The sequence below is a fragment of the Metabacillus idriensis genome (assembly GCF_009674765.1).
Taxonomy (GTDB): domain Bacteria; phylum Bacillota; class Bacilli; order Bacillales; family Bacillaceae; genus Bacillus_P; species Bacillus_P idriensis.
This window is the reverse complement of sequence record NZ_WKKF01000002.1, coordinates 692960-719560: the sequence shown is the minus strand read 5'-3', so window position 1 is coordinate 719560 and position 26601 is coordinate 692960. Positions and strand designations below refer to the sequence as shown.

The 26601-nt window shown below is 44.8% G+C and carries 39 protein-coding genes; 2 read left to right on the top strand and 37 right to left on the bottom strand.

Features of this window, described 5'->3' with window-relative positions:
• Positions 1-39: 39 nt before the first annotated feature.
• The 23 genes from GJU41_RS11890 to GJU41_RS11780 form a co-directional block, all read right to left on the bottom strand.
• On the bottom strand, positions 40-408 hold the full coding sequence (locus tag GJU41_RS11890; protein WP_154318690.1) for a hypothetical protein: 369 nt from the start codon (positions 406-408) through the stop codon (positions 40-42).
• 28 nt (positions 409-436) lie between these two features.
• Positions 437-1027, bottom strand: coding sequence for a DUF4230 domain-containing protein (locus GJU41_RS11885; protein WP_154318689.1), 591 nt, complete (start codon positions 1025-1027; stop codon positions 437-439).
• 145 nt (positions 1028-1172) lie between these two features.
• Positions 1173-1430 (bottom strand): hypothetical protein, encoded by a 258-nt coding sequence (locus tag GJU41_RS11880; protein WP_154318688.1) that lies wholly within the window; start codon positions 1428-1430, stop codon positions 1173-1175.
• A complete protein-coding gene (locus GJU41_RS11875; protein ID WP_224771400.1) occupies positions 1411-2139 on the bottom strand; it encodes a PhoH family protein in 729 nt (242 codons plus the stop codon). Before GJU41_RS11875 ends, GJU41_RS11880 begins: the two co-directional genes overlap by 20 nt.
• A complete protein-coding gene (locus GJU41_RS11870) occupies positions 2140-2307 on the bottom strand; it encodes a hypothetical protein (RefSeq protein WP_154318686.1) in 168 nt (55 codons plus the stop codon). It abuts the gene before it with no gap.
• Positions 2308-2319: 12 nt separating this feature from the next.
• A complete protein-coding gene (locus tag GJU41_RS11865) occupies positions 2320-2475 on the bottom strand; it encodes a hypothetical protein (RefSeq protein ID WP_154318685.1) in 156 nt (51 codons plus the stop codon).
• A gap of 129 nt (positions 2476-2604) precedes the next feature.
• Positions 2605-3642 carry a ribonucleotide-diphosphate reductase subunit beta gene (locus tag GJU41_RS11860; protein WP_224771399.1) on the bottom strand — a complete coding sequence of 346 codons (1038 nt, stop codon included), beginning with the start codon at positions 3640-3642 and terminating at the stop codon, positions 2605-2607.
• Between the two features lie 43 nt (positions 3643-3685).
• A complete protein-coding gene (locus tag GJU41_RS11855; protein WP_154318684.1) occupies positions 3686-5983 on the bottom strand; it encodes a ribonucleoside-diphosphate reductase subunit alpha in 2298 nt (765 codons plus the stop codon).
• Between the two features lie 43 nt (positions 5984-6026).
• Positions 6027-6188 carry a hypothetical protein gene (locus tag GJU41_RS11850; RefSeq protein ID WP_154318683.1) on the bottom strand — a complete coding sequence of 54 codons (162 nt, stop codon included), beginning with the start codon at positions 6186-6188 and terminating at the stop codon, positions 6027-6029.
• A complete protein-coding gene (locus GJU41_RS11845; protein WP_154318682.1) occupies positions 6185-6364 on the bottom strand; it encodes a hypothetical protein in 180 nt (59 codons plus the stop codon). Before GJU41_RS11845 ends, GJU41_RS11850 begins: the two co-directional genes overlap by 4 nt.
• Positions 6361-6867, bottom strand: coding sequence for a crossover junction endodeoxyribonuclease RuvC (locus tag GJU41_RS11840; protein ID WP_154318681.1), 507 nt, complete (start codon positions 6865-6867; stop codon positions 6361-6363). The genes GJU41_RS11845 and GJU41_RS11840 overlap by 4 nt, the downstream gene beginning before the upstream one ends.
• Positions 6864-7949, bottom strand: a complete 1086-nt coding sequence (locus GJU41_RS11835; RefSeq protein ID WP_154318680.1) for a hypothetical protein — start codon at positions 7947-7949, stop codon at positions 6864-6866. The genes GJU41_RS11840 and GJU41_RS11835 overlap by 4 nt, the downstream gene beginning before the upstream one ends.
• Positions 7936-8298: a hypothetical protein gene (locus GJU41_RS11830; RefSeq protein WP_154318679.1), complete on the bottom strand. Its 363-nt coding sequence runs from the start codon at positions 8296-8298 to the stop codon at positions 7936-7938. The genes GJU41_RS11835 and GJU41_RS11830 overlap by 14 nt, the downstream gene beginning before the upstream one ends.
• A 1-nt stretch (position 8299) precedes the next feature.
• Positions 8300-8575: a YbbN family protein gene (locus GJU41_RS11825; protein WP_154318678.1), complete on the bottom strand. Its 276-nt coding sequence runs from the start codon at positions 8573-8575 to the stop codon at positions 8300-8302.
• Entirely contained in the window at positions 8576-9163 is a 588-nt protein-coding gene (locus GJU41_RS11820; protein ID WP_154318677.1) for a hypothetical protein, read from the bottom strand.
• Positions 9156-11291, bottom strand: coding sequence for a DNA polymerase (locus GJU41_RS11815; RefSeq protein ID WP_154318676.1), 2136 nt, complete (start codon positions 11289-11291; stop codon positions 9156-9158). Before GJU41_RS11815 ends, GJU41_RS11820 begins: the two co-directional genes overlap by 8 nt.
• Entirely contained in the window at positions 11221-11502 is a 282-nt protein-coding gene (locus GJU41_RS11810; protein ID WP_154318675.1) for a hypothetical protein, read from the bottom strand. The genes GJU41_RS11815 and GJU41_RS11810 overlap by 71 nt, the downstream gene beginning before the upstream one ends.
• Positions 11503-11692: 190 nt before the next feature.
• Entirely contained in the window at positions 11693-12367 is a 675-nt protein-coding gene (locus GJU41_RS11805; RefSeq protein ID WP_154318674.1) for a hypothetical protein, read from the bottom strand.
• 1 nt (position 12368) lies between these two features.
• Positions 12369-12767 carry a hypothetical protein gene (locus GJU41_RS11800; protein ID WP_154318673.1) on the bottom strand — a complete coding sequence of 133 codons (399 nt, stop codon included), beginning with the start codon at positions 12765-12767 and terminating at the stop codon, positions 12369-12371.
• Positions 12767-13018 (bottom strand): hypothetical protein, encoded by a 252-nt coding sequence (locus GJU41_RS11795; protein ID WP_154318672.1) that lies wholly within the window; start codon positions 13016-13018, stop codon positions 12767-12769. The genes GJU41_RS11800 and GJU41_RS11795 overlap by 1 nt, the downstream gene beginning before the upstream one ends.
• A 54-nt stretch (positions 13019-13072) precedes the next feature.
• Positions 13073-13879 carry a hypothetical protein gene (locus GJU41_RS11790; RefSeq protein WP_154318671.1) on the bottom strand — a complete coding sequence of 269 codons (807 nt, stop codon included), beginning with the start codon at positions 13877-13879 and terminating at the stop codon, positions 13073-13075.
• 628 nt (positions 13880-14507) lie between these two features.
• On the bottom strand, positions 14508-15119 hold the full coding sequence (locus tag GJU41_RS11785) for a hypothetical protein (RefSeq protein ID WP_154318670.1): 612 nt from the start codon (positions 15117-15119) through the stop codon (positions 14508-14510).
• 327 nt (positions 15120-15446) lie between these two features.
• Positions 15447-16682, bottom strand: coding sequence for an AimR family lysis-lysogeny pheromone receptor (locus GJU41_RS11780; protein ID WP_154318669.1), 1236 nt, complete (start codon positions 16680-16682; stop codon positions 15447-15449).
• Between the two features lie 115 nt (positions 16683-16797).
• Between GJU41_RS11780 and GJU41_RS11775 the strand changes: the two genes are divergently transcribed.
• Both GJU41_RS11775 and GJU41_RS25480 read left to right on the top strand, forming a co-directional pair.
• Entirely contained in the window at positions 16798-17010 is a 213-nt protein-coding gene (locus tag GJU41_RS11775) for a helix-turn-helix domain-containing protein (protein ID WP_154318668.1), read from the top strand.
• Between the two features lie 61 nt (positions 17011-17071).
• Positions 17072-17287: a helix-turn-helix transcriptional regulator gene (locus tag GJU41_RS25480; RefSeq protein WP_154318667.1), complete on the top strand. Its 216-nt coding sequence runs from the start codon at positions 17072-17074 to the stop codon at positions 17285-17287.
• Between the two features lie 11 nt (positions 17288-17298).
• On the opposite strand, the gene GJU41_RS11765 is transcribed toward GJU41_RS25480, so the two are convergent.
• The 14 genes from GJU41_RS11765 to GJU41_RS11700 all read right to left on the bottom strand — a co-directional run bounded on the left by GJU41_RS11765 (position 17299) and on the right by GJU41_RS11700 (position 26595).
• Positions 17299-18306: a toprim domain-containing protein gene (locus tag GJU41_RS11765; protein ID WP_154318666.1), complete on the bottom strand. Its 1008-nt coding sequence runs from the start codon at positions 18304-18306 to the stop codon at positions 17299-17301.
• 173 nt (positions 18307-18479) lie between these two features.
• On the bottom strand, positions 18480-19814 hold the full coding sequence (locus GJU41_RS11760) for an AAA family ATPase (protein WP_154318665.1): 1335 nt from the start codon (positions 19812-19814) through the stop codon (positions 18480-18482).
• Positions 19811-19948 (bottom strand): hypothetical protein, encoded by a 138-nt coding sequence (locus GJU41_RS11755; RefSeq protein WP_154318664.1) that lies wholly within the window; start codon positions 19946-19948, stop codon positions 19811-19813. The genes GJU41_RS11760 and GJU41_RS11755 overlap by 4 nt, the downstream gene beginning before the upstream one ends.
• A gap of 122 nt (positions 19949-20070) precedes the next feature.
• Positions 20071-20562: a hypothetical protein gene (locus GJU41_RS11750; protein WP_154318663.1), complete on the bottom strand. Its 492-nt coding sequence runs from the start codon at positions 20560-20562 to the stop codon at positions 20071-20073.
• A 264-nt stretch (positions 20563-20826) separates the two neighbouring features.
• Positions 20827-21468, bottom strand: a complete 642-nt coding sequence (locus GJU41_RS11745) for a P-loop NTPase family protein (RefSeq protein ID WP_318185598.1) — start codon at positions 21466-21468, stop codon at positions 20827-20829.
• Between the two features lie 143 nt (positions 21469-21611).
• A complete protein-coding gene (locus GJU41_RS11740) occupies positions 21612-22535 on the bottom strand; it encodes an HNH endonuclease signature motif containing protein (RefSeq protein ID WP_154318661.1) in 924 nt (307 codons plus the stop codon).
• 49 nt (positions 22536-22584) lie between these two features.
• Entirely contained in the window at positions 22585-22995 is a 411-nt protein-coding gene (locus tag GJU41_RS11735) for a hypothetical protein (protein ID WP_154318660.1), read from the bottom strand.
• Positions 22988-23272 carry a hypothetical protein gene (locus GJU41_RS11730; RefSeq protein WP_154318659.1) on the bottom strand — a complete coding sequence of 95 codons (285 nt, stop codon included), beginning with the start codon at positions 23270-23272 and terminating at the stop codon, positions 22988-22990. Before GJU41_RS11730 ends, GJU41_RS11735 begins: the two co-directional genes overlap by 8 nt.
• Positions 23273-23360: 88 nt before the next feature.
• Positions 23361-23519 carry a hypothetical protein gene (locus GJU41_RS11725; protein WP_154318658.1) on the bottom strand — a complete coding sequence of 53 codons (159 nt, stop codon included), beginning with the start codon at positions 23517-23519 and terminating at the stop codon, positions 23361-23363.
• Between the two features lie 49 nt (positions 23520-23568).
• Positions 23569-23814 (bottom strand): hypothetical protein, encoded by a 246-nt coding sequence (locus GJU41_RS11720; RefSeq protein WP_154318657.1) that lies wholly within the window; start codon positions 23812-23814, stop codon positions 23569-23571.
• A 197-nt stretch (positions 23815-24011) separates the two neighbouring features.
• Positions 24012-24467, bottom strand: a complete 456-nt coding sequence (locus GJU41_RS11715) for a hypothetical protein (protein WP_154318656.1) — start codon at positions 24465-24467, stop codon at positions 24012-24014.
• Positions 24464-24601, bottom strand: a complete 138-nt coding sequence (locus GJU41_RS11710) for a hypothetical protein (protein WP_154318655.1) — start codon at positions 24599-24601, stop codon at positions 24464-24466. The genes GJU41_RS11715 and GJU41_RS11710 overlap by 4 nt, the downstream gene beginning before the upstream one ends.
• A 96-nt stretch (positions 24602-24697) precedes the next feature.
• Positions 24698-26050 (bottom strand): ISL3 family transposase, encoded by a 1353-nt coding sequence (locus GJU41_RS11705; protein ID WP_154318654.1) that lies wholly within the window; start codon positions 26048-26050, stop codon positions 24698-24700.
• A 95-nt stretch (positions 26051-26145) separates the two neighbouring features.
• On the bottom strand, positions 26146-26595 hold the full coding sequence (locus GJU41_RS11700) for a DNA N-6-adenine-methyltransferase (protein WP_154318653.1): 450 nt from the start codon (positions 26593-26595) through the stop codon (positions 26146-26148).
• Positions 26596-26601: the final 6 nt, after the last annotated feature.

The window sequence follows — 26601 nt, the reverse complement described above, 5'->3', positions numbered from 1 at the left end:
TTTGCGTTAAACTACGCAATACGGACATTATTTCATTAATTAAAGATACGTTTTTAAACATTTAATCGCATACACCAACATTCCTTTTGTGCCTATATTAAATAATTTACATGCTAAAAACCCGATTAACCACGCCTCCAATTCATATATAAATATTTTTAATTTACTCCGTTTTTTATATAAGTCAATAAGACTTACTATGTCCTTAACTTTTCTCTTTTCCTTCCTAAATAGGATTGCATGACCAATCTCATGCGCGAACTCCCAAATTACCCCCTCGTCCTCGCCGCGCCTAACTTCTATTTGCCACGAAAGATATTTCGTAGACGATTGAGTATTCCGCGTTACGCGGTATTGAAGTGCATTTGATACTTGTTCAAGCGTTATAAACGAATGAAGTTTATTCATTCTCTTCACCTCCGTTTTTAAATTGGTGTTAATCTACGAATATTACATCTTCCGCATAAGGCACCGTTTCAAGCAGCTCCTCAATCGCATGCTCTACGGCTTTCTCTGCGCGATCCTTCGCCTTTACGTCCGCCTTAATGTCCGCTATTGCCGCCTTGCGCGCTTTACCGTACAATTTCCGCAGTTCATCCTCATCGAAGTCTTTCCGCACAAACCCGACGTCTTTCGAGATTGCCGCTTTATCGAACGGAAAGTCTGCGCTGATGAGCTTCGGCTGCGGAAAGCGTACAATTATCGTGTTACCGCGCGTTGTGATTTCGATATCTTCGCTATCTACGCCCATCTTAAAATCGCCGGCTATCGTCATTTCGTATTCGCGGTCGCCGTACCATTTATTATCGCGCGATTGTACCCACTTTTCGGCATGACCGGAGAGGCCGACGATTTGTGATTCGTTAGCGAGTGCGGATAGGACTGCGGCTCGGTCTACGTAGTGCGTTATTGGCGTTGGTGCTTTCGCTTGGGCTGGCGGTTGGGCTGGCGGCGTGATGACCGCGTAGGCTGCGATTCCGGTCGCTAGAGTGGCGGTTAGGGCGAGCGCTTTCGTTCGTGCTTTCATGGTGACGCCTCCTTTAAATATGAATCTAGTTTACGCCATCGTTTCTCCCAACGATTTCTTGCGGATTTTATCGGGTACGGACCTACTCCCATTCCGAGAAGTGACGGCGATATTATATATCCCATACGGTGCAAGAACTTTCTCACTACAATTCCTCCGTATTAGCGGCTAATCTCGTTGTAAATAAAATCTCCGCATCTTTCCAGTAAGCAGGTAAATCTAAATCGTCATATTGCATGGCAAGCATTGCTGTCGTTCCTTCTTTTCGTCTAACTTCTATTACTGCGCTAGCAAAGTCATAAGCAGTTACCAATACACCGTAATCAGAATGTCCTCCGAACCCACTAACATCTAATAAATTTTCGCTATTAATCCTGATGGATTTAAAGTTCCTGATCTGCATTCCCTCTCGCCTCCAATTCCGCAAATTCTTCCGCCATTTCATGATTACGCAGTATTTCTTCGACAACCTCTACGACCGGATGGCGCTGTACTTCCGTTAGATTTACATGATCGAAGTATTGATGCGCATTCTTTTCGTACAGACCGGATAATAATCGGTAAAGCCCGTTCGCTTTCGTATTCCGAAGTTTAGCGTTATCAACCTGCGAAAAGTTACCCATGAATACGAATTTAGCTCCGGCACCTGGACGAGTAGCGATTGCTGCCATCGTATGAATATCGAGATTCTGGCACTCATCTATCATCGCGTATGTGTGGTTAAGTGAGCGCCCTCTTATCGTTTGAATAGAATCGAAGAATACTTTCCGCTTGTCATCGTCACCTTCGGTAAGGTATCGTTTAATTTCGTTAGCCTTTGCCGACATGACTTCAAGATTATCCATCAATGGCGCAATGAACGGAAAAGTCTTTTCGTTAATGTCTCCCGGTAAAGCTCCGACGTCCATTCCGACTTGCGTCTGTAATCGCGTGTAGATTAGCTTGCGGTACTTTAAGCGCTCAATCGTCCGATCGAGTCCGACCGCCTGTGCTACGAGCGACTTGCCGGTTCCTGCCGGTCCAGTTAAGAACGTAAACGGTTTGTCGTTAATTAACGCTTGCATAGCGCGCTTCTGCGCATCGTTATTCGCAGTAATACCGAAGAATCCCAATTACTTCGCCTCGCTTTCGTTAGAGTCATACGTAATTGCTACCGTAGCCAGCGCCACAATTAGCGCAACTGCATATCCGAATCCGACCGTATGAATGACCGTTTGTGCGATGATAAATCCGATGATTACTAGCGCGGTAAAGTATGCCGCCTTTTTAACGTTTCCCATTCCGATTCCCCCTTATTTGCCAAGCATGTCGTCTAACCAGTCCGCTTCTCTCCGCAGTTCTTCGTCGTTCATCGCTGTAAATTCTACGTACGATACTTTTGCGCCATTCAATTCTGTCGCGGCTTCGACACAGAAACGTATTAATTTCTCTCTTTCATCGTTTGTCATTCCGAATGCACCTCCGTTTAATTTATAAAGCGAAAAGGCGCCGGCCTGCCGCTTGTTTAACGGATACCAGCGCCTTCATATGATAATACCCGCGAGTTATGAGCCCCGCGCACTATTGGCGAAAGTTTTTTACAAATCGTCGAAGCCGTTATCTACGTTGTTCACCTTCGTATATTGGCGGCTCTTTTGCTCGAAGAAATCGGACTTACCGAGATCGACTTCCTCGTACGCTTTAATCCACTTCATCGGATTCTTACGCGATGCTTCCGGAAAAGCTTCGTGCCCGTATCCGAGCTGATTGCAGCGTACGTTTGCGTAGAATTTAATGTAGTCTTCGAGTTCGTCCATCGAGATGCCATCGATTTTATTTCCGATGATTGAGCGACCCCATTCGATTTCTAACTCCGCAGCTTTACGGAAAGTTTCGATAGCAAATTGGCGTAGCTCTGGCGTATCCTGCTCCGGATTCTCCGCGAGGACTTGGCGGTAAATCTTAACGAATAGGTCAACGTGAATTTGTTCGTCACGGTTGATATAATTTATCATCGTTGACGTTGCGACCATCTTCTGATTGCGCGCAAGGTTATAGAAGAACGCGAATCCGCTGTAGAAGAAGAGTCCTTCGAGGATTACGTCATATACGATCGATTTTAAGAAGTTCTCTACGTTAGGATTCTCCGCGAAGTCTTTATATCCGGAAGTTACGAAGTCATTTCGGTCACGTAACGTTTCATCAGAGCGCCAGTATTCGAATACTTCGTTTTGCTTTTCTTTCGGCACAAGCGAAGAAAGCACGTAGCTGTACGAATGGTTATGGATAACTTCCTGCTGCGCTAACATAATCATGAGCGCGTTAATCGATGAGTCCGTGATGTAGTCCGCGACTTTGCCGGCGTAATCCGATTGAATCGAATCGAGTAGCGCAAGTAGTCCGATGATTTTAAGGAAAGCGTCCTTCTCCGTTTCAGAAAGGCGCGGATATTCTTTAACATCGTTAGTCATCGAAATCTCGAACGGAGTCCAAAAGTTCGATAACATCTTCTTATATTTTGGATACGACCATGCATGTGCTACGTCATCCCAGTTAAGTACGTTTGATGTGGATCCGTTAATAATCCCCGTTGATTTATTCGGTGCGTTTACGTCCATTATTTGTCGTTGTTTCATTTAACCGACTCCCCTCGTTTATTGCGAAAAAGAGAGCGCCCAATTAGGACGCGCACCATTCGCATTCTTCAATCTCGCTAGATGTTGAACGGACATAATACGTAGTCTTTAAACCTTCGCGCCATGCCGTCATATGCAAGTCGAGCAATTCCTTCGCTTTAACCGTATTCTTCACGTAGATATTGAACGATACCGCCTGGTCAATGTGGCGCTGCCTTAGTGCGTTCTGACGAATGCTCCATAGTTGGTCATAGTGATACGCAGATTTATAGTATTGGAACGTTCTATACGTTAAGTCAGGCGCAGTTACCGGAATCTTATAGTCTTTCTTTTCTTCACTATACTCAACGTTAAATATCGGATCGATTGACGCTGTACTTCCGGCAATAATTGAAGTGGATGCGTTAGGCGCTACCGCCATCAGATAGCCGTTGCGGATTCCAATGCGAGTGATATCGTGCATCAAATCCGCCCAATTCCTATTGCGCAAGTTTTCTCCGACTTCCGAAATATAGCCTCGGTCTTCGAAGTACTGTCCGGTACTCCAATCGCTATCTATAAACGCCGGGTATGCGCCTTTCTCTTTCGCCAGGTCGGCGCTCGCTTTAATCGTCAGGAACGCGATATCTTCGTACAGTTCGCCTGCATAAGTCACCGCCTCTTCCGATTCCCAATCGATTGATTTCAGCGCGAGTAGATGATGCCATCCGAATGTTCCGAGTCCTACTGCGCGATACTTTTCGTTCGTTAGCTGCGCCTGCTTAACTTCGATCGTGTTTAAATCTATAACGTTATCAAGCATGCGGACTTGAATCGGGATCAGGCGCTGCAGAACTTCATCCATAGCAGCACGCGCGAGATTGATTGACGATAGGTTACATACAACGAAGTCGCCAGGCGTCTTTACCGTGATAATCTTTCCGTCCTCCGTGTACTGCTCGTCGACAGTAGTTGCCGATTGATTCTGCGTAATTTCCGTACATAAATTCGTGCAGTACACCATTCCGGCATGCTTATTCGGGTTCATACGGTTAACTTCATCGCGGTAGAACATGAACGGAGTTCCCGTTTCAAGCTGCGATTTCATAATACGCTTCATGATTTCGATAGCCGGAACGATTTCTTTCGTTAGTTCGTTTGACTGAACACATTCGAGATACTTTTCGCGGAAAGTTCCTGCGCCTTTCTCTTCATCGTAAAAGTCTTCGAGCGAATACCTCATTACCGTACGGACTTCTTTCGGATCGAATAAGTACCAGTCGCCGCGCTTATCGACCGTTTCCATGAATACGTCCGGCAAGCACACGCCCGTGAATAGGTCGTGCGTACGCAAGCGCTCGTCACCGTTATTCAACTTCGCGTCAAGGAACGAGAAGATATCCTTATGCCATACGTCCAGGTAGACGGCGATTGCGCCCTTACGTTGTCCGAGCTGATCTACGCTGACTGCCGTATTGTTTAACTGCTTCATCCACGGAATGACGCCACTGCTTGCGCCTTTATGCCCGCGAATATCCGATCCTCTGCTACGAATCTTTCCGAGGTAGACGCCAATGCCTCCGCCTGACTTCGATAAGTTTGCAACGTCGGTATTAGAATCGTAGATTCCTTGTAGCGAATCATCTACGGTATCAATGAAGCAGCTCGATAACTGACCGTATGCTTTTCCTGCGTTAGATAATGTCGGAGTCGCTACCGTCATATATAAGTTTGACAGCGCCCAATAAGATTCTTTAACGAGGTCAATTCGCTTTTCTTTCGGCTCATTCGAATTCAAGTGCATCGCGATTACTAACCAACGTTCCTGCGGCAGTTCGAATATGCGCTTATCTTTATCGCGAGCAATGTACCGGTCACTCAGCGTTTTCAATCCGATATAGGTAAACAGTTTGTCGCGCTCTGGATCGATGATTTCCGCGAGCTCCTTGATTTCATCCTTCGAATACTTTTCGAGCAGCAATGGCGAATACACATCGTTATTGGCAAGCGTAGTCAGTAGCGCGTAAAAGTCTCCGTATTTCTTGCCCGCATCGTACACGCGATTCTTTGCCGCTTGTTTATAGAGCTGGCGCAAGTGAATATATGCTGCTACGAAAGTCCAATCCGGATTTGCTACATCGATATTTTCTAGCGCGGTCATAACGAGCAAGTTCGTAATCTGATCCGCTTTGTATTCATCCTTCGCCGTAATTTGGCGGATAACCTTTTCCGTATATGAATCGACGTCAAGCTTCGGATAGTTGTGCGTTGCAGATTGAATGAACGCAATCAAGCGTGGCTCGTCGTATGATAATTTTCGCTTTCCCTTATTCTTCGTTACTATCGTTTGTACTTTCGTCATTAAATCCGCTCCCTTTGCGATATATTATTTAGTATAATTGCGATTATTGTCCGATAATCCCCGCCAAGATAACTCCGAAAGGAATCGCGACAAGGATGAGAAGCAGCGCCTTCATGACGCCAGCTCCTTCGATCCCTTCCGTATCCATTACGATAAACACTGTCGCCAGAAACGCGAGGCAGATTAGCGCGATAATTGCGATCATTGGCGTTCCTCCTTTAGCTTCCGTAAATTTTCGATACTTTCCGTTACACTCTCGCGCTCCAATTTAAGCGCAATCAGCTTCCGCTCATAGCGAGCAATGTCGTAGTCAATGTCGGTCAGGCGTTCGTCAAGTCCGTTCGAGAGGATGCGGAGGTTTGCCGGTGTTATGTCGCTCATTTGGCGATCACTCCTTCGTTGATTAAATACGCGAGACCTACCGCAATAGCATCCGATTCATCGTCCGACTTAAACGTAAACTCTTCCGGCAACGTCAGCCATTCGCGGACGTATTCTTCGACCTTATCCTTATCCGCGGTGCCGTCGCCTGTTACGATTTTCTTGACGCTGGATGGCGTTATTTCTTCGTCGACCTTGTAGCCGTATTTCATTAGCGCAATATCAATCGCTGCCCAGGCGCCGAACACCGTCTGAGTCGATCGTTTATTCCGACCTTTCGTAAAATGTTCGCGAATAACCTTATCGAACGGAGCATATTCATGCGCAATCATAGTCGCGAGTGCTTCGATGTAGGAATAACGCTGTGCGTCCGGATTGTTCGTATTAGTCTTAACGGAAGCAACCCGGACAAGGGACGCTTTGTTAACGCCCTTGCGAGTCTTAACGTCGAGTACGGCGAAGCCGGGATTTGTCGATATGTCTATCGCGAGGATGCGCATCATACCGCCTCCGATTTCCGCACGCTTTCGATAAACTCCAACGCCTGGAAGTAATTATTCTTCTTCCACTCGGGCAATCGTGATTTTTTGATGCGATCAAAGTTCGTTTTTAATTTCGATAGTTCATCGTCAGTTATCGTTTTAGCAATCGAAGTTTTGAAATCATTAAACGCCCATCCGTCAATTAAATCCAATTCCGGAGGATCTGACAGACGCACCGCCTTCGTTACTCTCGCAAACTTCGCAAATAATTCTTCACGCTCTGCCTGCGTAACGTACTTTCCGAATGTTTTGTTCCGGTTAATATCTTTCTTCCACTCGACTCCGTACGTTAAATGGTAAAGCACAATGAAATAATCCAATCCGTACATTTCGGAGTACATAACGGTTTGCAATGCGTGATCCGTCTTCGGCTGCTCAACTTTCTTAAACTCAACGTAGCTCTTTTGGAACGACTTGACCTCTAATCCTACGCGATACTCCTTACCGTCATCATCGGTATAAATCAGTATTCCGTCCGGCAGGCCGTTAAAGGCGAACTTTTCACCGGCATATTCGACTTCGTGCATCTTTTTAACGAAATGCTCAAACGAAGGCTCATTCCGCTTTGTGCGTTCGAATCTAAACTTCGGCTTCTTGCCGGTTAACTTTTCGTAGTGACGCTCGATCAGCATCATTTCACGCTGAATATATCCGCCTACTTGCGAACCTAATCCGGTCCAGTCGCGCTGATTTGATGTCGGAGTTTTCTTATCTCGCTTCGCCTTACGCGCCTTTTCGTAAAGCTCCCGTTCGGTCTTACCTGCGTTACTTGGCGAAAAAGCCGGCCGAGGTGTTCCGTCTGGCGCTGTCTTCCAGTTGAAATATCCCCACTTCGACTGCTCTCGTAGAACTCGCGCATATTGTTCGTAAAATTCCGCATCCATCATATCGTCATAAGGTTGTTCATACGTATGGAATTCGTGAAGCATGTCGTTAAATTCCTGCGCAATCTTATCCGCCATTGCTTTATTACCGGATGCCTCCGACGATTCAATTTGCCCGCGTAATGCCGCCGCTGCGTTTTGTCGTTTAATTTCCGTCAATTGCATCCGCTCCTTCATTTTCCCGAATCATTCCGTCCCAATTGACGAACTCTTCTATCGATTTTTCTTGTGTCCGTCTATCTCGCTCTTTTTTATATACGCTGTACTCGTAGTCAAAGACGGCATCTTGCGCAAAAGCTACTAAGTTATTCGCAATCTCCTCGTACTGTGACCATCCGGTCTCTTTTTCGTAAATAAGCTTAAACTTCCGTTGGTAAAATCGCGGAGTCTGTCTCTTTACGTATACTTTCGCTATCCATCGGTACGCCCCAAGCGCGACGTGTTGCTTTACTATTTCGACTTTATAATCGCCTAACTCTGACATTACCGGATATTTTTCTAGCGCCACCTCAATTCCACTCCTTCGCAATGTTAATCAAGTCTTCGATCTCTTCCGGAGCCATGACGCCCTTTGCTCGCGTAATCTCCATTCCGTTCCTGTACGCGATTAAGACGGGAACTCCTTTAATTTTATAGGCGTCGAGTTCAGCGTCGGACAGCGTTGCGATGTCGATTTCCTCTAATGTAGCGCCATGTGCAGCGAAGTCGATTTCGCGGAGGGCGTTCGATAGGATTGCACATGGAGTGCATCGCGCCTTGCTGAGTTTTTTGATTACGATTGACATTTAAATAGCCTCCTTATAATCGAGCCCGCCGAACTTGTAGTACATCGTTTCTAGTTCGTGGCTCATTGCGTATTCTTTAAATTCCGGTCTAAACAGTTTTACTAATCCGCGTGGGAAGTAAAGGTAGTTGAATGATCGACCGTCTTTCTTCCGGTCTTTTCTCGGTCTTGGTGCTATTCCGTAGATATCGCCAATCTTCGTTATTAATTCGTTAGTTTCGTTATCATCCAGCATGTTGGAATATAAGTGCATGGTGTTTCTGGTTTTGTGCCAGCTACCATCATCCATATACCATAAATATAAATCCTCTTTATCTAAAGAAGCGATCAGATCACTATGACTCGCATCAGCTATCTGAGTTATCTTTTCGTTAACTCTAGTGTAGAAATTGTAAATGGTTTTAGTCCCGCCATATCCTGACTTCTGAGTTCTGAAATCGCCGCACGAGAATCCTTCATCTTTACACATTTCCTTTTTAAGATTTAGTACGTTTAAATCCGTGCTTATGAACGAAAGATGTGCATTTTTATGTGTTTTACTTATACAACCGTCACCTAATTTCGCGTTCTTCGCTATCCGACTATACACCGAACCACTCCTTTATCGATTTTCCTTCGCCCCATCTGTAGGAAATCTCTAGGTCGGTCTTATTCGGAACGATTAATTTAACAGTGTTTAACATTACTGCTTCGAATTCTTTTACGTCATCCATCGTTATAGTCTCAGGCGCATATACGCCCTGTTCGTCGTGACAGCTCCAAGCCAATGTCCAACCTTTTCTACGACATAGTTTCTGCGTCTCGATCATCGTTAGCTTCGTCTGTATCGCTGCGCTTCCTTGAATAATCGCGTTAGTTGCCTGGCGGATAGCTCGGAATTGTAACCCGCGTTCTCTTGACTTAGCCTCCGGCAACCTCCGTTTTCTTCCCATGTACATTTCGACGTATCCGTATTTCTTCGCAAACTTTTCATTACCGTCAATCCATGCTTTAACTTTCGGGTATGCTTTATAGAAATCCGCAACAAACGCTTTCGCCTCTGCTTCCGTAATATCTAACTGATCGGCAAGCGTTTTCGGACCTACACCGTACATGACCGCTAGTATCCCGGTCTTCATCATCTTTCGGTACTTCGAACCATCTCCGCAGTCTTCGATTGGAACTCCAAATAATTCCGAGGCTGCAGTCGAATATAAATCTTTGCCTTCGCGGTAAGCATTAACGAGGACTTCTTCTCCGGTAAAATGTGAAAGCCAACGTGGTTCTTGTTGGGAAAAATCCCCGGATAAGATTATCTGTCCTGGTGGTGCTATGAATAACTTCCGAGCAAACTTCGGTTGATTCTGTAAATTCGGATTGTTGGACGAAAATCTTCCGGTAACAGTTCCGGTCTGATTGAAATTCGCATGGATCCGTCCGTCTTCCTTAACCATTTGCGGAAGGGCTTCGATATACGTTCCAAGAAGCTTTGTTTTCTCGCGATAACTTAGTAGTAATTTTATGCCTTCGTGATGTGGTGCGAGTAATTTTAACGTAGTGACGTCGGTAGATTTCTTAAATCCTTTCGGGAGAAACCGATCAAGCTTCATCTCGTCAAAAAACTTTGCGGTTAGCTGCGCTGGAGAGTTGAAGTTTATTTCTCCGAACTGTTCATGCAATTCTTTTTCAATTTGCGCAAGCTCTTTACGTAAGTTATCGCCTAATTCTTCGGCCATCTTCTTATCAAGTACGAATCCTGCGCGTTCCATTTCAATCGATACGTCTACGATTGGGTTTTCAACGCCTTTGTAATAGTCAAGAAGTTTTAGTCGTGATAGGTGCGCTTTTTGAAAGTTACGCAGTTTTAAAGTAACGTCACCGTCTTTTGCTGCGTACGCCAATGCAATGTTCAAATCAGATACTTCGTGAAAGCCCGCCTTACCAAAAAGTTCATCGTATGTTTGTGACGGTATTTTCAGATACTTCGTTACTAAATCTTTAAGACGGTATGAACCGCCTTGAACACGCTCGTTTTCGTTTAAAATATGGTGTGCATATTGCGTATCCCAGGCGAATCCTTTTACCGTCACTCCTTCGCGAGCAAGCATGTGGATATCGAACTTTCCGTTATGTGCTATTTTCGCTACTGACTCATCTTCATAAATCGGTTTTAACCGCTCCATTACGTATTCATGCGCTAACTGATTGCCGTCAGTTAAGTGCTTCGTTGGAATGTACGCATGGATATCAGCCTCAACCGCTGTGATTACGTTACCTACGATATAATCCTCGAAGATATCTGTTCCGGTAGTCTCTACGTCGAATACGATTTCCTTTTCCTGCGTAACTATCGCAAGGAATTCTTCTAACCGCTTCTCATCCGTAATGAGCCAATAATTATCCGGTGTATTTTCGACCATCTTCCGAAGTGTTTCTTCTCGTTGTTTAGCGTTGAGCTCGCGCCATTGCCGTAGCGCTTCCGCCTTCGAGAATTTCTTGCCGACAGACGCGGGATCTCTGCCTACCAGACCCGCCTCAAATGCCGACTTTACTTCGATTAACTTCGCCTGATCGCTTTCGCTATTCTTCATCGCAAGTATTCGCGTCCAAGCCTCTTCGATCGACTCATTCGCCGCCGCCTTCGTTTTCTTTACGTTCTTAATCCGCTCACTTGACGCGGCTGTTTCGGTACCATTCGGTGATAAATTCAATCGCAGTTTCGGCGTCGTGCTCCGCAATAGTCAACGCCCTCCCCTCTGCTACCTTCGCATTTGCTTCCGCCTCATCCCTCGCCACTTTTGCGCAATACTTAGCGTAATCATACAGCGCATGATCGATATCGTGTAGAATGTCTTCAGGCAATTCCGTTCCAAGCTTCGTTTGCATCAGATAGACTAGCCGGTTTCTGTACGGTAATTGCGATGGCGGTGCGAACAGTTTATCCGTCATAAGTCCACGCTCCTTAAATGCTTCCGCATATATTCCGATACATATTCCGCGTACCACTCTTCCGCGCAAACCGAGTCGCAGAAATATTGCTCCGATTGCCTGTCGTATTGAACCGCCTCGCCTTCGTAGAGGACATTGCTGCAGTTGCCGCAGCGTGCGCTTGCTTGCGCATGTTTTGAGATGCCGGCGCTCATTTGGCGTCGTCCTGGTCGCCATCCATCGCTAGATCGAAGCGCGATTCTACTGGCGTGATTAGTTCTGTGGAATCCGATTGGTGAAAATCTCCGTTATCGTCCCCGTCTCTCGCCACGACCCTTACTGCGTAATTGCTTCCGAAGCTTTTGTAAATTTCGCCAATATCTCCGTCTTTGTTGCGAGAACCAAGCGGATTATCTCCGAGTACGCGAACGATATCGCCTTTCTTGTATTCGCCAGGCTTCCGGCCGATCTTCTCCCAGCGGTCGGCTTCGCGTTTGGCTTCGGCTTGCGCTTTGGCGGCGGCGATTTCTTGATCGGTTGCTTTTGCTATCTCTCTTTCAAAAAATTGTTCGCCTTTATTTCCGTCTAAAGATTCCGCTTCATAGTCCCATATTGAATAATTTACGCGTGTTATTTTTACAAAATCTCCTTTTTTGAAAACGCTTGTTTCGCCATCATTTATAACCTTCGCATAATCTCCGACTTTCAGATCCGGTTCTTTCTCGACGATAACAACGTCTTCATTCATTAGTGCGTATTGCTTTACGAAACCTTCGCTATACTTCGCGTCAACAATTAAATCCCCGTGCCGACTTTTCGTTACCGTGAATCCTCCGTTACCATTGCTCGTAAATACTGCGCTTGCTAATTCGATCGCTTTATTCATCTCAAACCGCCTCCGATTCGTTTAATTTTACCGTCGTACTCAACCGCTGCCACTTTTCGTCAACCTTATCCGCCGGACACCAGTATTCTGCTATATCGCCGCGATTCTCGATAAGGAATACTTCCGTGTTATATACGCCAATGAAATGCGAACAATCTGCTTTCGAATATTTATCGCCATTATTCTTCCGGCCGTATAATACGTATTCACCGTTCCGATCATCGCGCTTTCTCAGCGTCTTCACTTGTATCAACATCAGTTGCTCATTTGCGCGGTCATACGCAATAATGTCGCTCGCTTCCGGCACAATCCATTCCGCGACAGAGTATCCGTTCTCCAAAAGCGCAGTCTGAGCGATGAGCTCCGACATTCTTCCACGTGTCGTTGTGTGATGCGCCATTATTCGGACTCCTTTTCGTAATATTCGTTAATCTCCGCGAACAAAGTCTCTACTTTCTGCGCCAAGTGTTCCGGCAATATTACCGATTTCGTTCCGACTTCCCCTAGAGCGTTGACAGACACGCTAATTTTCGCATTGTAGTCCTTCGACCACACCGTAACGTATGAATTACTTTGCTCTGATACGCTTCCTACGTTAATCTTGCGGTAGTCCTCCGCTAATGTGATTTGATGCGTTTTGATTTTCGCCATTCTTCTCCGCCTCCTAATTTGTAATTTCGTTATTCCCCGGACAACCTACCGCAACTAGAAAGGTAGGTCTCCGTCGTCAAGATCTGTAACTTCGCCAATCTCCGTAACGTCGTCTGCTTGCGCCTGGCCGCCGATAGACAAACCGATCAATGTAATATCGAACCCGGCTGCGACAAGGTTTTCGATTTGCGTTTTCTCGTCAGCTTCGAATAATAGACCTTCGAATAGCGCGTGATTGAACGTTTTACCTTCGTACTTGGCGAAGTTCGCTTGCTCATCCGGAGTTAAATCATCCTCGAAATCTATGATCGGAGTTAATGCGACTCTCGTATCGCTCGCCTTTGTACCGGTATTTGTTTTCGATAATTCAAACGCAAGCTTTCCGAGTTTCTTTTCGTACTTCGTGATAGTTGCGTAGACTGCAAGCGCTTGGTCACGCGTTAAGTCGATTACGATTTCTACACCGTCAGCAAGATTTACGAAGCCCATTACGAAGCGCTCTTTGCCGCGGAAAGGACTAGCGAGTTTCTTAAACTTATCGACGTCAGTTTCATTCTTGGCGTCACTGGCGGCGAACTGCTTATCGCGGTAATATTTCTCCGCTAAATCCCAAGCGGTATGGTTTGCGATTGCGTTTCCTCTTTCGTCACGTTCGGAAGGATTCTTCGCAACAAACGTATTTACTTTCTTATACATTCCGTAGCCGAAGTACTGCATTAAATCTTCCGTTCCAAGCACGCGAACTTTATACGTTTTACCTACGCTGAACTTAGCGAAATCGATTGAGCTCGTGTTACCTCCGCCATCATTTCCGCTTTGAAGTGCTCCGAGTGCTGCTGCGCCTGTCTTGAATTTCGTCATTAAATCGTCTCCCTTCGGCTTATTGCCGGATTAATTTCGCCATATCGGCGTTGTCGGAGTGCCGGTAAGTCCCACACCCCGTCGTCATGCGCAGGTAAGTTGCAGCCAAGACGGCGGATAGCTTCGATTAGCGTTCCGACGCGCGTGATCCTAATGACTGCCACTGCGCACACCAACGGAGGTGTGACTCCGTTTTGCTACTTCGTTTCCATCGCCATGATTACGCAGCCTATCGTGATGAAGGCGGTTAGGTACGTGAGGATTACGACGGCCATCATGCCAGGCGCACCCCTTTAATGATTTTATCTGCGCGATAGTAGTCCGCGAAGTCTTCGTAATCTTCGATAGAACCGTTATATAAAACGTTTACGTCGTTAGTTAATTGGGTATAATCTTCTTGTAGGTCTGATATACTATTAGTAAGTAGGTAATTTTTTACACTTTTCACAGTGAACACCCCTTGAATTTTATTTTATTTGGCTTTATTATTAAGTAGTGAGATGCCGTGTCGCGTAATACGAAACACGAGTGGAAAACATTGTAAGTCTTAATTTCGCTTTCATTAGCGTATAATGTTTAAGAGACCCCGATTCGAAAACGATGCCTATGTCTTCGAATCGTCTCGATATTAAAGCGCAACTAGGTAATCGTGATAATTTCCGTATTGCTTAGTACTAAACTTCGCTGCCAAGCGGTTTAAAGCGCGTGTTACTTTAGAATGGTGAAATCCGAACTCATTTGCGATTGCCGTCGCGGTTGGATTCGGATGATGCAGGAACGCTTCAACGATTGCCTTCGTTGTTGCATCCGCGCCTTCTACGAGAAAGCCGATCAGCGCCAACTGGTCGGTTTTTTTCGTGCTTAGCGCGTATTCTTCAAGATCGAATGAGTCTACGATTTCGAACGTTGCCGCGTTCTCATCGCTGTCATTCACCGAGTAATCTTCGTAGCTGTTTCGGAGCTTCTTATTCCGGTAAAGGTTGCTTCGCTTACTTTTTACGCAAAGGTTGAAATAGTTTTCGAAGTCTCTGGCGCCGTCGTACGATTCGATGCAGCGGATTAGCGTATCTTCGTAAAGTGCCAGCGCTTCGTGACCGTCGGACCGTAGTGACTCTCCGATCTTTTCGTACTTGCGAAAGTTGCTGCCGATGACGATCGCGTGGATTTCGTTAAAGGTTTCGTCCTTCCGGCTCGCTTTGAAACTAACTACTAGGTTATTAAGTTTTTGTTTTTCGTTCAATTTATTTCCTCCTCGTTTATGCTTCATATGATAATACCCGCGACTTTTATCTTCCGCGCAATCTTTTTAAAACTTTTTCAATTTCTTTTTTGTTTCTTTGCTATGTCCTAATATTACCAACGTTTTTCATAAATCTTTCCAAAATAGAACAAAGTAGGAAAAAGTATTTTTAGTTCAGACGTATGAACATAATATGAAAAAGAGCGCCACTTGTTTGGGCGCTCGGAAAGTTATTTCTATTTTATTTTTATTGGGCATTAACCGCCTGGCTGTACTTTACCTGCAGTTTCTACAAAGTTAATGTTTGCTGACTGGTGCATGTTACCTTTAAGCGCATAAATTCCTGACACCAATAGAACCGCCGTTAAAACTACTAATAAATGTTTCTTCAAAAAGATCATCTCCTAAGTTATTATTTGGGTTAAACACAAGGCCTCTAAGTGAATGGGCTAATTCTGAATTTTCACCTCTTCGAATCATTTCCGCTACGGCGATCGATGCGTAAAACATATCCGCGCTTGATATATACGAACTGAATCTCGTGTACACTTGCGTAGTGTTTTCGCAAGAAATCGTTAAGAAATACGAAATCAAATCGTCATCACCGCTTTTCCTCACCACCTCCTCGGCTTCTTTTGCTGTCATAGTTCCGTTTTTAACGGCCTCGACAGCTTTTAATGATGAATCGCAATTCTCTGGAAGCTTTTTATTTAAAAGGAGTCTTATCCAATCCACGTTATATTCTGCGAATTCGATTAAATATGAGACTCCCGTAGCTTGCATGCACTTTAAACTTTCGGTAATGTATAATAATGATTTCTCAGGGTCAGAGTTTATATAGGTGTGGCTTAACACATAGTAGCCGTCAGACATGATCTTAGGGGAAATTTGAGCATTTATAATGATCCATGAGTAGTGACGAGCTTTTGGCAGGTTATTTAGATGCATATAAGTGTGAGATAAAATTTCGGAAAGTCTATGTATGAAGCATTCTTTGATGAAAAGATTTCGGTCTGCGCTTAATTCGCTAATTCTTTCTTCAATACATTCTGCGGTATCTGGGAGAGTTGTAAATTTTCTATTTAGGTATGAGTCAATGCAGCGATAAATATCTAGGAGGATGAGCAGGCATTCGTCTTTGATGTTTTTGATTTTCTTGATTTCTGCTTTAATATTAGTCTTCTGAAAACCGTTTTTCATGTAGTTAGAGATGAAGGTATAGACGTCCACGCATTCTTTAATCTTTCTGTCGCAATCTTTGTGTGTACTGAGTAGATTTTCCAGGAGGCTGGTATTTCTTGTGATCGCTGCATACTCAAATGAGTTTTTGATTAATTCCACACTATCGAAATGAAGACACCATTCTGATATTTTTTCGTGTGGGTTATTTGGCGCGATTATAAATGCGATCTTCATTAGCTTACGGAAGCTTAGATTTCCTTCGCCTGTTTTGAATTTAGTTAGATATCTTTCGGTGATCCCTAATTCGATTGCGATGGTTTTTTGGTCCAGATCATCTCGGTCTTCTATTGAGTCGAAGATATCTTTGCGAACGTAATCCAAAGGTAGTCACTCCCTTATTTTTAGTATTCCGTTTTATCTCTCTATCGGGTATAATTAAATTGTACTATAAATGTTCAGACATGTCTACATTATTTTTCAAGGAGTTGGAAATTTTATGATCGATTTTTCGCCTTTATTCGAAACACTAAAAGAAAAGGGTTTAAAACCTAAAGATTTACGCGGAACTCTTCTCGCGCCAGACACTCTCGCTAAGATAAATAAAGCGCACATGTCGACCGATTCGAAAATTTACATCGGCACTATCGAAAAGATTTGCCTGTACCTCGACGTCCCAATCGAAAAGGTTGTGCGCATTGTCAACGCATAATTAATGGTAAGCGCGATCGTCTTCCGCTATAATATGGTTTATCCTCTGCGCAAAGGGGGTAATGATTACGTTACAGGTCGGAAGATGCCGGATTCCCGATCTATGCAAGCGGAATGGAATTACGCAAGCACAACTCGCACTAAGGGTCGGCTTACCACCGCAGCAAATTACGGACTACGTTAGCTTGCGCCATCTCCCGAATGTTCAATGCGCCAAGAGAATCGCCAATGCTCTTCACTGTTGCATCGACGACCTCTACGAATGGGAATCCGAGTAACAACGGAAGGGTTAAGCTTTTCCTTCCGCCGACCATGAATACGTGAATCCACGTACACTTACCGACACTTCCGCCATCTCAACCGCTTTCCTCAACGTTTCCACTCCGCCAGATACAAGCACTTCATTCGCGTCTTTATATCTCGCATCTATCGCACCAACTTTTACCGCCATCTTTCCGCGCATCTCTTCAACGATTTGGTCCCGCAGTTTGCCGCCTGCTTTATCGTTATCCGCGATTACGACGATTTCCTCTAACGGACTTGCCGCGAGTATTTCCGCTTTCCTTCTATTAAACGATGATCCTCCGACAGCTACCGCCATGTAGCCCGACGTCATCCAACTCAGCGCATCAATTTCCGCCTCACATACGACAGCTCGCTTTACTTTTCGCGAATAGACGATATCAATTCCGTAGATGAGTTCCCGTATCGGCCATGCGCCTTTTTCGTAAAAGAACGCTTTGCCGCGCGTTTTCCGGTATTTTACGTTGGCTAATCGACCGTCCGGTAGAAACCACGGAAGGGTAACTGCGTCATGCTGGCGTGAATACCCTACGTTTGCCAGGCGCTGAATCTGTTCGCTGATGCCCCGCTTTCCGAGATATGGATGTCGCAGCTTATACGGTTCTAAAATTCCGCTTTCGATTGGTTGCCTATTCCGTTCGACTTTTAATTGCGGAAGTCTGAGCGTTATTTCTGCGCCGTCGCTTTCTCCGTACGCTTCGAGTAAATAGTCCGCCGTTTCTTCTTCCGAATCGTTTCGGAGGAATGCGAGAAGCTTTACGAATCCACCTTTCGCGAATTCAGCTTCGTACCATCCTGCGTCACCCCATGAGCCTGCCGGAGCGCTCGGAGTATCATCTAGGTAAACGTAGAATGACGGGCTCTTATCGTATCGAAATGGCGACGCGGCGAGTAGCTTATTTTCGAACCATGTTGCGCGAGTCCATTCGAACTGTTCGAGCTCATACCGGATATCTACGTCAACGGTCCGCTCGCCGAGGTTAACATTAGGCATATTTTACACCACCTTCTGACCTAATTCGTATTATAGCGAACAATCGTGCGTTATCAAGTCGCAATTTGTCGAAGCTGAAATTTATTTTTATGCGGATTTTCTTGCGTTCACAGTTCGGTCAAATTGCGGAATATTGTTCATTTTGGTCATGAAATTCCGTTTCAGCTTTTTCGCTAGAATTCGAACTGGCTTGCGGCTGCTTCTCCGGTCTCCGGCTCGCGCAACACTCCGTAATCCAATAGCGCAATAAGTTCCACCGTTAGATTTTCAAATCCATTCCGGCCCTTCTCTATTCCGATCATCGCTTGACCATCGGACGAATCGAACGAAAATAAGTTCGTCGCAATTTCAAGGAGCGCTTTAGTCGTTTTCACCTGGTCGCGTGTCGGCAGTTTTAATTCGCGAATGCCGTCTTCATCTTGCGAACTCTTCTCGGTGCTCGCCTGGACCGCGTATATCCCGACTACATCGTTCTGTCCGACGATTCTTTCGAAGTATCTTGCCGCCTGTTCTGCTGCACCGCCTGCCGTCTTATTCGCGTTCCTTCCATAAACGTCGTCTAATCCGTAGAAAGGATCCACGACTACTACGTCAATTTCCGGCTGCAGTTGTAATTCGCGGTCCAAATCGGCTAATGAGCGCGTTAAGTCCGGATCGCCTTTCGCCTGCAGATAAAGATTGCCGGGATAGTATTTGTTAATCGCGTCGACCATTTCGAGGAACTTCGCTTCAATATCACCTTCTAAGTTGCCGCTTAGAATATCGCGATTAGGAAGCCCAACGGCGCGGCCTTGTTCGTCTTTAAGCACGCGATCAACCGCCGTAAGAACAGAGAACAATCGACTCAGCCATAAATACGATTTCAATTCGTAGGACTTAATTAATACGTTCGCACCTTGCCGCAATAAGCAATCGATAAATGCGATAATGAGATATGATTTTCCACGGCCCGACTCCGCCATCACTCCGTAAATGTCTCCGGAGTAGAATCCGCCGATGGCATTGTTTAGGCGTTCGAATGGCGTTTTCCATAGCTTGTGCGACTTCCCTTCCTTGCGCTTTAAATATTCGGAATAGAAATCGTACTTCAAGTCGTCGAGTGATTTACCAATATTTTTACGAACGCTTGTTCCTATTCTAATCTGTTCCAGTTCCGAAATCAAGTCGTCTAGGAGAATATTCCCGTCTTCTTTTCCGAATTTTTCCGCAAAGTCCGGATTCTCTAGCGCTGCCTTTAATTTCATCTTAGCGCTCATCGACTTAATTTGTTTCGCAAGGTATTCGTAGCTGTCCGTCGTCGGTGCATAAACGAAATCCGGACACTGATCGGCAACGAGTTCGGCTGATGGTGCGTTTCCTCTGTTCTGCTCCGCGTACGACTGTATAAATTTGTATACCCTGCGTTCGCCGGCGGTAATCAAGTCCGCCTCTTTGATGTCGAAGCGCGTGAGGACTCCGATATCGTTGGCGTCCAGGATGCGCGAGAATAATAGTGATGCGTGGTTCATTCGTTAGCCTCCTTATTCGCGAGAATAACTGCAAGTGCCGCTACTTCCTCCGTACTTAGTCCGAAGTTCACCGCTTCTTTAGCTGCTTCTGCAAGTGCTTTCGCTAACTCTTCTGTCTGAACATCGAATTTCATCCTAAACGCCCTCCTTCGTTAATTCCGCTAACTTAGCCTCGGTAGCAATCACCGCATCCCTAAACGCCACATCTCCGGTCTTCTCGAACTGCTGACGGTTCCAGAACGCAATCTCCAGTAAGTTATCGATATCCTCCGCCTTCTGTTTCCGCGCCTTTTTTACGCTCATCCGCTTCCTTTGCGCTAAGTTCCCTCGGTGTTAACTTCCGCGCTTCGCCGTTGCCATTCTTCGCCATTTCATTCGCCCCTTTCAAATCGTTAATATTCGCGCCTAATCCCCAATCGCCGAGCATTCCGATCCAATGTGCGCCAGGCTTCGGATAACTCTTCCGATCAATCGTCCGCAAGTATTCATCCGCCTGCCCTGCGTCAGTAATAAACGTTATATCGATAGCGTCCGCTTCTAAATAATCGTTGTTGATTGCGTCAGATAATTCGTAGACCATATCGGACATTACTATATCCGGATAATGTGACGTCTCGCAGCGATAACCTTCTACGTGGAAAACTTGGTCCGGATAGCCTTCAACGGAAACCAAGTCGCCGAATTCAGCTACGATTGTAAATTCGAATTCTTCATCGTCGTGTCGTTCGTTATTATTTTCGTTAGTCATTTGCGCTCCTCCTTAATTAGTTGTACGCTATGCAGTCATTACACCAGTACTCAAAGTCGTTTCGTCCGTGTACCTTTGATGTATCCACGAAGTCATTACAGACGCAACAAGTGATACCGCTAGGATGCTGTAGATCATAAATTTCGGTAACTAACTTCGCGAGAATTCTTAACGTCGCTTTTTCCGCAATCGAATGTTTACCTTCGTTATTCATCCGATCTATAGCGATTATCTTGTACAGAAGTGCGTTGTGTTCTTCTTTCGTCATCTCCGTATCCCCCTTTTCGATTCCCCTCCGAAAGTTACGTTCAAGCATAAATCGCGCATCCTATCCGCAAGCCTCTCTTCGCCAAACATCCGCGGCAAATCATCTAGCGCCACATTGGATGTGTAGACCGTAGGAAGACGGTTAGCAACGCGGCAATTGATAATCGCATGCAAGTCGCCTCGGAACGCGTCAGATACAACGTCACGCACACCGATGTCATCTAAGATAACGAATGGACTTTTCTGCGCATGATCCATCGCTTTGTAATAACGATCTGCTGCCGGTCCTGCGATATTGTCCGGAACTCGCGGCCGATTGAACGCGTTGTATTCCGTCTGCCAGTTATTTACGTCTAAAAAGTATCCCGGTCGATTAAGCGCCTGCCTATCGCGCTTTAAGCTCCCGATATAATGCGCAATAATATAGCTGTTCAAGATTGCGCTTGCCGTCGTTGTCTTCCCGGTTCCAGGCGATTTGCTGAAAAGGAACAGCGACTTTATACGCTCTTCTGACCGCTCTATGACGTCGAATTGCCGTTCGAATGTCTTAGTATAGCCGTCGATCGTTCGCCCTAATTTGGCGGCTTTCTGCTCGTTCTCAGCCATCGTTATAGTGACGTCTGTCTCTCGCGTTGGCATTGTAGCAACGGTAAGTAGTCGATAATCTTCCGGCACATGAGCCGCTCCGATTCGTCCTCCGACTGCGGAATGCCCGTGAAGGCTGATGAAATGACTGCAACGGTTAGAGCAAACTTCCGTCCCCTTGCTTTTGCAAACTCCTGCTAGGACGCATCTGTTTTCGTTTGTTTGCAACTGACCCACTCCTCATATTGACATTTTGTGTTTTTACCGTAACCAAACTTTCTATGAAAAGAAACGTGACAATCCTGACAGAGTGTAATACCATTTTCTAAATCAAACCTGCCTTCCTTGTGAATGTCGTAACTATTCAAATGGTGTGCAACCATCTTGTTTGTGGTCAATCTGCAGTGAGGATTTTTGCATTTGAAACCGTCTCTTTTCTTTACTTCTCTAGTCCATCTCCTCGCGTCAGGGTTGTTGACTCTGTGGAAACGATCTTCATCCGTCAGGTTTGGGTTGTAAGCTGGGTTATTTGGTCCGGACATCCTCTCACTCGCGCAAGATAAACATCTATGTCCCTGTTTAAAAGACGAGAAGGCGATGCGCGATATATTTCCGCAGGAACACCTGTACTCCAACGGAATTGAATTCTTTTTATACGTTTTTGAAAGTAACTCACATCCTTCTTTTTCGAAGTACTCAAATACCTCTTCGAATGGAGTTCTTTGGGTAGATGAAATTCTATCGTTTCCGCAGTCTTTACACCTATGGCCTTTCTTTAAATTAGAGATTGATATCTTAGAAATTCTTCCGCAAGTGCAAATGTATTTGTAAGGAGTGTCTACATTTTTGTAAAAGTTATCTATGAAGTAACAGCCATGTTCCGAAAATATAATTCTTGCTTCTTCGATGGATAAGCGATTTGTGTCGGCTCTTTTTACATTTCCGCACTCACTACATTTTTGGCCTCGCTTTACGTTATTAAGAGTAGTTTTGCTTATATTACCGCAGGAACAAATGTACTTCATCTTTGTACGACTATTTACGTATTCTTTCTCTAATAATGTTAATCCCTTTTCTTTAAACAGACTTCGTACTTTTTCTATTGAAAATCTAACACACAATCGCATCGCCCTCCGTTTTTATCGTTACTTTCGTTAATTCATTTGCAATTCAAAACCAGCCGTCTAAATCCTCCGCATCAACCGATCCTGCCGCCTGCCTTTTCGCTTCTGCTTCCTCACGCTGTCTCTCCGCCAATTCTTCCGCCTCCAACCGTTGCCATATCGCAGTCTTATACTGATAAAACCACGAAAATGAAACGCCTGGATATTGCGCAGTCACTCGATGGCTGGCGAAACATTCGTCGATGAACTTCCGCAAGAACTCCGGACTAACTTTCGCCGCTTTCGTCTTCGTCCCGACAAGCCCTCCGATCAGACCGCGCTCTGCTGCCCAGCTGCGGAACGGCCGATAGTCGATTCCGTATAATTCCGAGTGGCGTTCGGTGAGATACGCGAGAAAGTCGTTCGTTTTCCATTCTGCGGTCGGCTTGTCAGCGTGGGTTTTCTTTGCGTTAGTCATTACGGATGGCCTCTAACGCGATTTTATCGATTGTGTCATACGCATCTTCCACGTCAAATTCCGTGTCTAAATACTTACCGTCAATGTTGACAATGGACTCTAAAGCGAATCTTAACCGCTCGACCTCCGCAAGCAACTTCGGGACTGCTTTCTCCGTGAGATTCTCCGCTATTATCCGTGCTCCTGGTACTCCGGATTCTTTATGGGATTCGTAATATTCTATCGCCATTTTTATCTCGACTAATTCCTCCGCAGTCAAGCGTTCTTTCTTCGTCATTTATACCGTGCTCCTTTCGTCAATATTGGCGCAAATTAGCGCCTTTCTACCGTCAGGCTACCTTACTATTGCGCGACGTCTAAGACGCTCATTTGGCGCCTTTAATCGCTACAATGGCGATCATAATGCCGCGGCGGACGTCCGGGTTTAGTTCGGATGCATAGCGTTGTTTTAGCGCGGCGAGGATGGCGACTTGAGATGCGGCGCAGCAACCGGGTAGAGACTTCGTTTTATTTGTCGGGATCATGCGTTTACACCTTCTGCAATCTCGCGCGGTAGTATAACTTTGTTTTCCATCACGATTCCTCCTCGGCTTTTCTAATGGACGTAACCGGCACCGCGAAAAATTGATCTTCACTAAATTTTACCGCCTCGACTAAAACTTTTTCATCTTGCGCGATATCATATGCCTTAGTAAAAGAATGTATTTTATAAGTCTCATCCTCATGGAATAACTCTCTGCGGGTGCTGCCGTCATCCATAATTAATTTTCCGCCGCGATTCTCCCTCATCGTCACTAAATCCCCTGTTTTTAATCTCATACTATCTCCTCCTTATTGTCATTATTAACCGCGAATAACTTCTATTGCGATTAATCTTTTATTACTAAACATTCCGCAGCACTATGTTTTTTATAGTGATGCAAAGTACTTATTCTTTTTAAGATATTTCTTTTTAAAGACATTCTTTTTCAGTTATAGAGATGTAGTAATAAAGTTACGTTAATGTATAGGTAAAGTTATTCTCCGGTAAGTTTCTTCTTAAAGTCCTTTCCGAACAAGCTCGCCACCGCCCCTTTCTGCTGCGCCAACACTCGCAACCTGACTTCAATCTCCGCCTCAACTTTGCGGAATTCCTCGCGCTCCAACGGATCGTTTACGGTGTAGTAAATTTTCTCGCGACCTCTTCCGCTCGGCCTCGTCTCAATCGCAATCAATCCGCTTGCTACTAAGATATCGTCGATTAATGGAAGCGTCGAGAACGATAGCTGAAACTTCTCCGCAATTCCTTTTCTTCCGCGCCAAGACTTACCGTAGTCGCTATTATCTTCTTCGTTGTTCCTGGAGCGCAGGAGGTACGTATAGAGCAGCGTAGCCTTGTCGCCAATGTACGGATGGTACAAGTCGAATAATTCGTGATATACCATCGTGTAGTTCGTTCTGGAGCGCCCTTTTCGGATATGTGCGTCGGTCATTCTACAACATCCGAGATTCCGCAATTGTTGCAATGCGCATGAACTTCGTAAGTTGTCGACCCATACAGCTCTACGTCTTTTGATCCGCAGTCATTACAGATTACAGTAAATTTCGGACTAATCTTTTTGTTCATTTTCGTTTCCACCTTTCGTATAAATTATCGACGCATACAACTAACACGCCAATTCCGGGTATTTAACTTTCATGGTGAAATTGGAAGGTAAACTCATTAGAATTTACCCTCTTCCAAAATCTTACTAAGTGTGGTTAAGTCCACTCCACAATTCAAAACAGTGGGTTCATCTGCTTGAATAGTGATAGGTTGCATTGTATTGAAACGACCACCCCAAAGTTTATCGAAGCGTTTGAATTGCATATCATCGTTATACTTAGGCTTCTTAATAGTGGCTTCTGTACCGTATAAAACCTTTGCTCTTAACACGTCAAATGAGTACCCCTTTCCTTCTTTTTCAACTGCTTTAATAATGTTATTAACGCTCTCTGTATAAGCATTAGTGAATGGCTTATCGAAGTAGTTGAAAATCTCTGTTTTGTTATTATTGAAAGTCTTTCGGATATCTTTGAACTCTTTCATATCGGTAGGTATATCCTTTTCCCACTTCTCAAAGCGTTCAAAGGCTTCCTGCTTGTCTTTAGACTCTCTGTAAATGTCTCTGATACCTTCCTTCAACCAGTAGGCTGTTTTAAGCTGTGGGAACTGTTCAAACCACTCGTTACGCTTTAAGATTTCCTTAAACTCTAAATCCTCTTTGTTCTTCAAGAGAACCCATCTATCATAAGTCAGTAAGCGTTGGTCTTTCTTTGGAAGAGATTTTTTAACTTGAATACGAATAGCATCTAAAGCTCTTACTGCATACTGGATAACGTGAAACTTATCAGTAACAATAAAGCAGTCAGGTATCAATTCTTGGATAGCGTATTTGTAGCCTGAATACATATCAATGGTTGCTACTTCAATGTTCTTATAGCCTTCCATGCTTTGGATTGTCTCTTTAACAGTACGTTTGGTATTGTCCTTTGTAATCTCCAACAACTTGAAGTTCTCGGTGTCTGTGAACACTCCACGCATTGTCTTATTTAGATGGGCTTCATCTATCCCCAAGACTCTTGGTGCTACAAGATAACGGTCACGTTCCATGTCTTCAACATACTCTTCAAAGTACCGTCTAACTGACGTATGAGAAATGCCATATTCGTCTGCAATGTTAGTAAATGGTTTCTTTAAGGCTAACTTCTTCATATGCTCTTTAAGACGCTTAGTGACCTTATCATTGCGGTCTACACTATCCAGAAGCTCATAGAATGTACCATCACAGAATGGGCATTTCCACCGTCTATGGCGTATTACAATCCTTACAGCCTTACCATGCATGGATATATCTGATACGGTACGTTCCTTCACTTGATGCCTTTTAAACTCTGCATCTGGATTGGTATATTCTGATTTTATTTCACCACAGTTAGTGCAAATAAAAGGTGGCTCAATTCGTTCTACTGTAAAGCGATAAAAGTGTTCGTTTTGCTCTTTAACTAATACTTCAAATTCTGGTAGGTTTAACATTGTCCTTTTCACCTCGAAAGTTCATAAAATGGTATATGAAACCATTGTACTACTTTCTAAGTGTTTCGTGAACTTTCAGTGTGAAGAATAGTGTTTTACATTGCTATTAATGAGTTTTGTTTTGCCTTATCCCCGAATATAACTACTGCACTTGGGAATGGTGCTGAGTTCTTCCCGTCTCCAAATTTCAAACGCCCTTTGACAAGACGGATTTCGCCTTTCATACAGTATTCATGCCACCATTTAGTATCTGTTCTTGCAGGTAGCAAACAAACCACTGTAGCCCCTTTTAAAGAGGACTCATAGGCTTTCTTAACCCAATCCCCTATGACACGACCATATGGAGGATTCATCCAACATACACCTTGCCATTCCTGCTGTAAGCCATCCTCTTCTGGACTGTAATATCTATCGCATTTAGCATTGTCATTTATTGCACATACGTCACACTGAAAGTTAAACTCTTCGTTTAATTTGTTAAAGAAATCTTGTGGAGTAGCCCACATATCCGTATTACTGGTCATCATACCTTGATTAATTGGCATTAAATC